Consider the following 444-nt stretch of genomic DNA (forward strand, 5'->3'; position numbering starts at 1 on the left):
TTTCTTGCCCTCATAAAGGCCTTTCATAGCTTCCTCTTTGAAGCTTTCGAAGTCAAAATTGTCTTTACTCATGTTCTGTGTCTAAATATAGAAATTCTTTATTTGACACAGTTTACTTTACACCCTCAATTTTTCTACTAGATTTTTACGGGTTTTATTGCCTCAGTTGTTTTCTCTGTAAAAAAGTTGTTGAAGGGGGATTTACGTTCCCCTTCATCATTCTGTTGGGTCGGGTTATTGTTGAAAGGATGCTTCTGATAAGGTGCCGTTTCTACTTCATCCGACATCGGCAAAGATACAACGTTTTGGGAATGAGCATGTAATAATTTCTCTTTTGCAAGATAGATACTTTCTTCCCAGGTATCTTTCGGTGTTTTACCGTAGCAATATTTACCCGAGTGCGGTCTTTCAGAGTTGTAGTAGTCCAACCATACATCAAGATCC

At 38.1% G+C, this 444-nt stretch carries 1 pseudogene; it reads right to left on the reverse strand.

Annotation, left to right across the window (positions count from 1 at the left end):
• Positions 1 to 326: 326 nt before the first annotated feature.
• Positions 327 to 444 (reverse strand): annotated as a pseudogene (locus C5745_RS20685) (IS481 family transposase); the annotation flags it as partial.

It is taken from the genome of Sphingobacterium haloxyli (assembly GCF_002980525.1).
Lineage (GTDB): Bacteria > Bacteroidota > Bacteroidia > Sphingobacteriales > Sphingobacteriaceae > Sphingobacterium > Sphingobacterium haloxyli.